The 8,700-nt window shown below is 67.8% G+C and carries 7 protein-coding genes and 1 pseudogene; 4 read left to right on the top strand and 4 right to left on the bottom strand.

What is annotated here, in order from left to right:
- Positions 1-151, top strand: a pseudogene (locus ACZ4NT_RS38135) (IS5/IS1182 family transposase); the annotation flags it as partial.
- A 241-nt stretch (positions 152-392) separates the two neighbouring features.
- Here ACZ4NT_RS38135 and ACZ4NT_RS38140 read toward each other — a convergent pair.
- Complete coding sequence (locus ACZ4NT_RS38140; protein WP_467729987.1) at positions 393-1,256, bottom strand: GNAT family N-acetyltransferase; 864 nt, start codon at positions 1,254-1,256, stop codon at positions 393-395.
- A gap of 161 nt (positions 1,257-1,417) precedes the next feature.
- Between ACZ4NT_RS38140 and ACZ4NT_RS38145 the strand changes: the two genes are divergently transcribed.
- Entirely contained in the window at positions 1,418-1,726 is a 309-nt protein-coding gene (locus ACZ4NT_RS38145; RefSeq protein WP_467729989.1) for a hypothetical protein, read from the top strand.
- A gap of 458 nt (positions 1,727-2,184) precedes the next feature.
- Here ACZ4NT_RS38145 and ACZ4NT_RS38150 read toward each other — a convergent pair whose 3' ends face one another.
- Complete coding sequence (locus ACZ4NT_RS38150; RefSeq protein ID WP_467729991.1) at positions 2,185-3,525, bottom strand: tetratricopeptide repeat protein; 1,341 nt, start codon at positions 3,523-3,525, stop codon at positions 2,185-2,187.
- A gap of 859 nt (positions 3,526-4,384) precedes the next feature.
- On the opposite strand from ACZ4NT_RS38150, the gene ACZ4NT_RS38155 reads away from it, so the two are divergent.
- A complete protein-coding gene (locus ACZ4NT_RS38155; protein WP_467729993.1) occupies positions 4,385-5,848 on the top strand; it encodes an asparagine synthase-related protein in 1,464 nt (487 codons plus the stop codon).
- Positions 5,845-6,591, top strand: coding sequence for a class I SAM-dependent methyltransferase (locus tag ACZ4NT_RS38160; protein WP_467729995.1), 747 nt, complete (start codon positions 5,845-5,847; stop codon positions 6,589-6,591). The genes ACZ4NT_RS38155 and ACZ4NT_RS38160 overlap by 4 nt, the downstream gene beginning before the upstream one ends.
- Before the next feature lie 234 nt (positions 6,592-6,825).
- On the opposite strand, the gene ACZ4NT_RS38165 is transcribed toward ACZ4NT_RS38160, so the two are convergent.
- Together ACZ4NT_RS38165 and ACZ4NT_RS38170 are read right to left on the bottom strand one after the other, a co-directional pair.
- Positions 6,826-7,527, bottom strand: a complete 702-nt coding sequence (locus ACZ4NT_RS38165) for a hypothetical protein (protein ID WP_467729997.1) — start codon at positions 7,525-7,527, stop codon at positions 6,826-6,828.
- A 121-nt stretch (positions 7,528-7,648) separates the two neighbouring features.
- Positions 7,649-7,993: a hypothetical protein gene (locus ACZ4NT_RS38170; RefSeq protein ID WP_467729999.1), complete on the bottom strand. Its 345-nt coding sequence runs from the start codon at positions 7,991-7,993 to the stop codon at positions 7,649-7,651.
- Positions 7,994-8,700 lie beyond the last annotated feature (707 nt).

Genomic DNA, 8,700 nt, shown 5'->3' on the forward strand with positions numbered 1-8,700 from the left:
CCGCGAACGCTACAAGAAACGCAACACCGTCGAGCGGGCCATCAACCGCCTCAAAGGCTTCCGCGCCGTCGCCACACGCTACGAGAAACGGGCCTTCACCTACCTCGGCACCGTCACCGTCGCATCACTCATCATCTGGCTCCGCACATGATCCGAGAAACAGCGCCTAATAGGTGGCCGTGCCAGGTGCGTCCCGTCGGCCAGGTGTTGCACGGCATTTCCCCTGCGCTGTCGGTGCCCGCGGTTCCTAGGGTGGGGGGGACTGAGCTTGAGGGTGGCTTCCGGGGCTTGGGTGTCGAGTCGGCTGCGGATTGCGTCGAAGGTCATGAGCTGGTGGACCTTCAGCGTTCTGCGCGTGAGGTACCCGTGACGCCAGCGCCCGCAGGCATGGGTCAGACCTTGGCTGTGCTGACGAACCCGAGGGAGCGCAGTCCCTCCCCCTGACACAGGAGGTCTGAGGCGCCTCCGACTTCGGCCTGCAACAGCTGGTAGTCGGCACCATTGGCGTTGCCCCAGGCCATGGCGGCTCGCCACAGGGCGCGGCCATGGCCGTGGCCGCGGTGCTCCGGCAGGACGCCGAAGTACTGGGGCAGTAGCCGGGTGCGGCATGCCGAGTCGGGCATGGTCTCCATGGGGCCGATCGCCCCGACGATCCGAGTGCCGTCGGTGGCGGCCAGGACAGGTCCTACGGTGCCCGCTTGCATCTGGGTGTGCAGGAAGGCGGACCCGTGACTGGTGAGCCGCTCGGCGAATCTACTGAACGTCGCGCGCGTCCGGGCCGGCAGGGCGTCCACGGGACGCACGCCGCCCGCCTGGTCTTCCGGCCTTGGTGCGCTGAATTCACGGCATTGGACCCGGGCCACGGCCGCTCCCGCGGGTGGTGTGTCGTCTGCGCCGTGGAAGGTGACCACGCGAGCGGTGGCGGCCTGGCAGTCGCTGGCCAGTTTGCAGGCGAGGTTCACAGCCTCGTCAGCGCCGGGGCCGTAGAGGTAGACCGTGAGGGTGCCCCCGCCGCGGCGGCGTAGCGCCGAAATGAGGGTATGGGTGCTGGTGTGGGTGATGTGCTGCGGCAAGACCGACTCGTCCTTGGTCTCAGCCCATCGCTGATCTTTGTCATGAGGAAGGAAGGCGCCGGTTCCGGCGACCCGCACGATGCCCTCGAAGAGGTCCACGCTCAGGCTGGGGGGCACGGGACCCAGTGTCGGCACGTAGGGCACCGGCATCACAGGACGCAGCTTGTCCCACTCGAAGTGCATGGGGCTCACGACCTAACCGACGCCTCGCGCCGACTTGACGATAACGAGCTCACCCGGCTGTGCTTCGTCACCGGCTTCTTCGCAGCCATCTACCGAAACGGCAGCTTCGCCCGCAACGCAACCTCCTCGCCCAGGTAGACGAGCGCACCACCGTCAGGGGGGTGATCAGCGCCGTGCCGAGCTACGTTCTCGACGACATCGACGAGCAGATGAAGCTCGCAGAAGGGCCCTTCACGCCTCTGCGAGGCTTGCCTGCCCACCAGCGCGTATGCGGGCCGACCTTCGCAGGAAGCGCGGACCTGAAGGCCGACGCAGACTTCATCACCGACGGCCTCCTCATCGACTGCAAAGCCCTCACCCGGCCCCACCGCGTTGGACGCGACGAGGTACTGCAGTTCGCCGGATACCTTCTTCTCGACTACGACGACCGCTACAACATGCGCGAGGTCGGCTTCTACCTCGGCCGCTAGGGCGCCTTCATCCGCCGGACTGTTCCCGAATTCCTCACTATGCTCGGTGCCCGCAATCCGCTCCCACAGCTGCGCGCGTCCTCCAGCGGGCGGCCGGTAGGCCGGTGCTCGGTCCGCGTGGTCAACGGGTCGGAGCGCACGCTACGGATCACCACCCGACCGGACCCGTCCGGCAGGACGGAGACCCGCGTACACCGCCAGGCCCGCCAACGCCGCACCGCACCACGTCAGGCTGCGGCAACCGAAGGCCGCGATCGATCTTCGTCGGCGTGGGTACAGGCGAAGCCACAGATCGAGCAGCCCATCCCGCGCGGAGCGGGGCGGATGCTGTGACGGAAGGACGAGGGTGTGGTTGCGGCTGGTGCGGGGTTGCTGGAAGCACACGTGGCGGGTGACCTGTCGACGCACCCGCCGTCATGGCTGACTTTCTGTGGCTGAGCCTGAAGGAGCGACGGGGATCAGGCGACCAGCGACGGTGGTGCGATCGTCCGTACTCGGTCGTACAGGTCGCGGGCCGCTGCGTTCTTCAGATGAGGGCGCAAGAGACCGAACATCGCCTTCACGCGCTCGTCGGCGCGGCCGGACTGCACCTTGGGGTAGTCGTCGAGGGCCTGGTGCCAGGTGACGCAGGCCGCTTCCAGGTGGCCGAGTTCCAACTGCCTCTCGGCCAGCAGTCCACGACGGTGTACTCGTGTGCGCTGGTACACGCTGGGGCGGAGCCGGTCCGCTTGCTGCATGGCTTCGACGGCTCCGGCCTTGTCACCGAGTTCGTAACGCACCTGGCTGACGTGATAGTTGAGCGAAGAAGGGTCATACGAGCCGAACGCCTTTCCGCGTGACTCGGCACGGTCCATGGCCGCCTCGGCCTCCCCGATGTAGCGCAGCGCGCCCGCACGGTCGCCGGTCTGCGCGGCGGCATGCGCCTGCTGGCCGACGAGGAAGGCCAGCATCCGGGGCCCGGCTTTCGGGGAGGCGGCGGCAGCGGCGTCGGCCAGCTCCATGGCCTTCGCCCCGTGGCGGAGGTCGACTGCCTGGACGCTCATGCCCCGCAGGGTAGTGCAGTACGTCAGGTGGTCTTCGGCAGCGCCAGCCAGCTCCAGGGCCTTGACGTAGTAGCGCTGCGCGAGACCGTGCAGCCCTTCGTCCACAGCCATGTAGCCGGTCAGGTAGAGCAGGTCCGAAGCGGCGGACAGCATCGCCTTGCGTACGTCCTCGGATGCGTCGGCGCGCAGGTAGGAGGCCACAGTGTTGACCATGAACGAGGCCGCCATGGGGCGTGCGTGACGGCCGCCGAACTCGTCGTCCAGCTCCGAGACCCGCTCGGTCATGGCGACGACCATGTCCACTTCATTCATGCCGATGCGACTCGTGCGGCCGGACTGGACGGCGTCGGCACGCCCAACCACATCAGGCCAGCCGGGAATGGTGACGGCCACGGAGAACAGGCCGGCACCCAGGACACTGCGGCGGGACGGGTCCATATCCAGCCTCCCCAGGTCGATCACCCCTTCCACGGTATCCGCAGCCGCGGAACAGCGATCGCGTGGAACGGGCAGCCCGGCCTCGGCATGGGTGACGGGGCGGCCGAGGCAGCGGGAGAGGGCTTCGAGGATGCATGCGCGCACCGCACCGCGCGGGACGGTGCCTCCGAGCCAGTGGCTCACCGCCGACTCGTCGTAACGCAGAGGGATTCCGGTCTCCGTACCCACGCGGTTCACCGCCCGCGCGAACTGACGGTGAGTCCAACGGCTCTCGGCGAGCAGGCGCCCGAGCGCCACGTTCGGTTCACGCTTGGCCATGCCCTCAACTCCCCGTGACCTTGCGAACTTTCAAGGCTTTCATGCCCTGACACTGCGGCAACGGTACCGCTGAGCGTGGTCGTGCGGTTGCGTAGAGACAGCAGGGAACGGCGAGACCTCGCCGCAGCCGTCGTCTGAAGGGCTGAGGGATGAGAAACGAAGCACGGGCCCGTCTGGCCCGGCCGGCCGAGGAACGGGGCGTGGACGGGGCGTTGAGGATCGACACCTACGAAGGCACGGACCTGCCGCCGGGTTCGAATCGATTCTCGCCGTGTCGCTGCCCGCAGCACCGCAGTGCCACGCCTGAGGACGCAGCGGCGAGGCTGAGCGCCGCACTACGCGAGGGCAACGAGCGCAGCTGTGGAGAGCGGCTGTGAATCGGTTGGCCGCAGTCATCAGCCGCTACGCCCGGCCGCTCCTGATCATCACCGTCTCGGGATCAGTCGGCTTCGTCCTGGGCGTGGCCGCCGCATCGACACCCACCTGACTCCTCCCCGTCACGCATCCAGGCTCCCCACCTGTGACGAGGGAGGGCCCGCCGCCGGAAGCGGTGGGCACCCCGCCCGGCTGCCTTCTTCGCAAGGGTCTGGCAGCCGGGCGGGTCCAACTCCGCAGCATCGGCCGCGGAGTCCGCTGAAAACCGTAAGGGAGAAAACGATGAACGTGGACGAGCTGTTCACCGGCGACCTGATCACCGGCGTCCCCGCCGTCGAGGCCGCGCTGCTCGACAAGATGCCGGGCGGCGGCGACAACAACGGCGACCACTGCAGCAAGTGATGCAGGGCTGACACCAGGCGGGGCGGGGCCATAGGCGGTCCCGCCTCGCCGCACGGCATCGGAAAGGGACGACATGCTGTCGATGCGTCTGCGCCTGGCCGATCTCCAGGAGCCCAAGTGGAGATCGCAGGGCGGCCGTTGGATCAACGGCGAGAGCTGGATCGAGCCCGCGAACGTGTCCACTCTGGTCATAGAGGTCAACGACCACCAGGCGCCGCGCGTACGGGTCCGCGTGAAGGAGTGCAGGCGGGACGAGGCCGACTTCGTCGCGCTCACCATGGAGCCCGGACAAGCCCGCCTGGCGGCGGGTGTCTTCGGCACAGCCCCGCTCTACCTGACAGAGAAGGCCGGCGAACTGCACGCCTCGTGGGACCTGACACTACTGCGACCGTATCTGCGGGCCGACCGCCTGGTGCCGCGCGTTGTCGCCCGCACGCTGACGAGGCAGCACCGCTACACCCCCGAGACGCTCTTCAAAGGCGTCTACCGCCTCACCGAACGGGCAGCGGCCACGTTCACTCCCTCGGGACTCAGCGTCCACTACCCCGACCCCGCCGAACACGTGCTTGAGCCGCGTACGCTGCGGCCCGGCGTGGATCCACTCGTGACCCTGGACGAGTTGCTGACCGACGTGATCCGCCAGACGCCGACGGCAACCGGATGTGTAGGTGTTGAGCTGTCCGGCGGCGCCGACTCCGGGAACGTCGCCCTGGCCGTGAAAGCAGCGCGCTTCCCCGAGGTGTACAGCTTCGGCCTGCTGGTGGGAGGGAGCACCGGCAGGCAGCAGCGCGAGCGGCGGCGGGCTCTTGTGGAGCACTGCGGCTTCCAAGACACGGCCACCCTCGCCCTGCAGCACCCACCCTTCTGCGCTGGGGGCGTACGGGATCTGTGCAAGCCGCACGATCCGGCGGGAGCCTTCTACCAGGAGGCGTTCGATGTCGTGCGCGAGCAGGCAGCCGCCCGGCGGTGCGAGGTCATGTTCACGGGCAGCGGCGGGGACGAGATCAACGCCCACCACTCCAGGACTCAGGCCAAGCTGCCGACGCCGGAACCTGTGCCGTGGCTCTGCGACAAAGCAGTCCGAGCGCTCGCCGAAGTCAATGAGCACCTGGCCCCCATCCCAGTGCTGCCCGTACCGACCCTGATGGCGTTCGGGATGCACAACCCTGGATTCCTCCGGGCCGGAATCTGGCCGGTGAGCCCGCTCGCGCATCCGCGGATCGTGCGGTTCATGGAGCAGCTACCGCACGAGCACAAGCGCGGCAAGGCGCTGTTCCGCGAACGGATCAGACGGGGCGGGCTGCCCGAGTGGGTGGCCGCGCCGGCCGAACCGGAGAACTTCCTGGCCGTCCTGGAGAAGGGTTTACGTTCCTACGGCTTGCCGGTCTTGGATGACATGCTGAAGGAGTCCATCCTGGTGGACCTCGGCTACGTTGACGGCAAGGTTCTCGCCAAGGCGCGGAGGGACGCCTACGCTGCGCCGGTCGTCCCCGATCTGTTGTGCGATGTGCTCGCCCTGGAGGTCGGGCTGCGAAGCCTCATGTGACCAGCCCCGACACGGAAGCCGAGCACGTGGAAGCCACCAACCTCCTATACCGCGATCCGGCACTCTACGACGTGGTCCAGTCCGACAGCATGAGCGCCGGAATGTGCCAAACCCTGATCGAGCGGCACAGGCCGAACGCCCGAACCCTGGTCGACTTCGGATGCGGCACCGGCCGCGATCTGGAGGTCCTCGCCAAGCGCTTCGAGTGCATCGGCGTGGACCTCCAGCCCGGCATGGTCGACTACGCCCACCGGGCCCGGCCCGGGCTGGACATCCGCACCGGCGACATGCGCACCGTACGACTCGGCAGCCGCATGGACGTGGTGACCTGCCTGGGCAACAGCCTCGCCTACGTGCACGACAACGAGGCGATCAGCCAGGTCTTCGCCACCTTCACCGCCCACGCCCGGCCAGGAGCGCTGCTCGTGCTGTGTTCCCCCGTCGCCCCGATCAGCCGGACCGAGCCGACCACCGCCACGGTCGACACCCCGACGGGACCCGCGACCGTCACCATCCGCCACACGTGGGACCTGCGGACCCAGATCAACACCATGCACCGGCACTGGAGTCTCCCCTCGGGCGACGAGGCCCGAGACGAGATCCGCAGACGCGTCCTGTTCCCCCGCGAACTGGAACGCTACGCGGAGGGCGCTGGCTTCGAGGTCCTGGACATGCTCGACGGCACAGGGGCAGGGCTTACCGGCCCCACCGCATACTCGGTGGCCCGACAAACTCCGCGGTGACCAGCGGGACGAGCAACGGCACCAGCCGCAGGTGGAGCCCCGCCCAAGTGGGCGGGGCTCCGAGCGATGGCTGGATCGCGACGGGTTGAAGTCCGTCGCGGGGCGTGGTGGCGAGCCGCGCCATGCCGGCCATCGTGCGGCACCTGGCCCGCAAGGAACCAACAATCCCTAGCCAGGAGCCACATACAGGGGGCGGTGAGGAGCAGGCTCAGCCGCCGGTTCTTACTCTTGGTGCTAGGGCCTTCCCTTGCTGCGTTGGCTGGCCTGCTCGAGGATGCGCCTGCGCGTCCAGCGCCGGCGCCCGCCCTTTTCGGAGAAGCCGTCAGGGGTCTCCAGAAGAGGCAGGTTGCCCTGAGAGAGGCTGCTGGAGAAGGAGTTCACGCTCTTGAACTGCAGCAAGGCTGCGGCCTCACTGGCTCCCAGGAGCTCATCTGGATCACCATTGACCGGAACTGCGGGAAGCGCCGGCGCTCCTCGTTCGGTTCCCAGGTGCTTGCCGCTGCCGGGCCGGGCAGCCATCCAGTCGAGCAGGGTCTGTACGCGCCACTTCCTGCGGACGTAGGGATGCTCCTCGGTACCCATTTCCTCGACGACGTCCGGGGAGGGGAAGTACCCGGGGTGGTCGCGGACGAAGGTATTGACCTGGTTGCTGTTTTTGTAGCCCAGGAACCTCGAGGCCTCGGAGCCAGTCAGCAGCTCCTGCGGGTCACGGGACGGTGGCGTGTGGCCGCGCAGTCTTGCCAGCGGGCGCTGGGTGAACCAGGCCGTGACCTCGGCGTGATCCCACAGGCGGGCGCGTCCGCGCAAGTCCGCGATCTCAGGGAAGCCGTTCTCATGGCGTTTGGTGTAAAGGCCGCTGATCCGCGCGGGTGTCAGGCCCTGCTCAGCCGCGATCTCAGCAGCGTCAGCCAGGCGAGGCCTTCGTCGCGAGGTCATGGCGGGACCGTCCATTCTGGTCGACATGCGTGCCGGCAGCCCGGAACACCTCACATAATGGCAGAAGATCTGCGGGGCGGTCTAGTGGGTTATCAGAGCCTCCCTACCGGCGGGCCCGTCCTCAGTCTTCGGGGATCAGGCACACACCGCGGCGGGCAGCGGTGTCGGCCATCTCGGAGTAGGCAAGGGCCGCAGGAGTCATCTCCCACTCGGTGAGGGCGAGCAAAAGGACCAGCTCGTCGGGGTCCTGCGCAACGTCGCACGGCACTCCGGCCGCCCGCAGCGCCGCCACCAGGGCCTCGGGCGACGCTCCATCGGTCCGTCTCGCCACGACACCGCGGAGGGTCTCAAATCCCTGTTGGTAAAGCGAGTGCGCCTCATGCAGGATCCCCAGCAGCTCCTCATCGTGACTGGCTGATGCGAGAGCGGCAAGATCGAGGAGTCGCTGGGTGGCTGTAGTCACCATGACAGTGTGCCTTTCGGAAATGAGCTACAGAAACATCCTGCTGAACGGGGCTGCGCCCATAAAGGCTTGGCGTACCACGATGTTTAAGAGCGGTGCGGATGGCTCGGGCCGTGGCGAAGTAGTGGGTGCTGGCGGTGGGCAACACGAACGGGCCTGGCAGACCCAGCCGGAAACACGAAGCTCCTTCGCTCTGAGCTTCCGCTGTTGCTCTTCTCATCGCGGCCCCGCCACCGCTCTGGGAAATCCGAGCTATGGCGGAGCCGCTGCCGTGGGACCTGTGCGAGGTTGCCGCCAGCGCGCTGGCGACCGGTGACAGCACCGCCGTCTCTGCGCTGCGTGAAGGTGGCTGCTGGCAGTAGTACACGCGTGGCAAGGTGCCGACTGCTGATGGCATTTCTACTGCCGTGCCGCGCAGGACCCGCACAAAGGCTGGCACCATCTCTCCCGCGACCTCCGCGGGCGGCAACGACGACAAGCGCCGACAGGCACATCCAGGTGGGTTGCCACCTCGACGTCACCCTCGGGATCTATGTCTCTCCGCAGGCGCTGGCGTTGCTGCGCTCCCTTGGCGTCGGAGGTGGCGCCGGCACCTGGTTCGGGTTCCTGAACCACTTAGACGGTGTCCTATGTGGTGAGGCGGAGGAGCCTCTTGTAGCAGCAGAGGGCGGCGGCGAGTCCGAGAAACGCCAGGTAGTTGCGGGGGTGGC

The organism is Streptomyces sp. NPDC026417 (assembly GCF_055567695.1).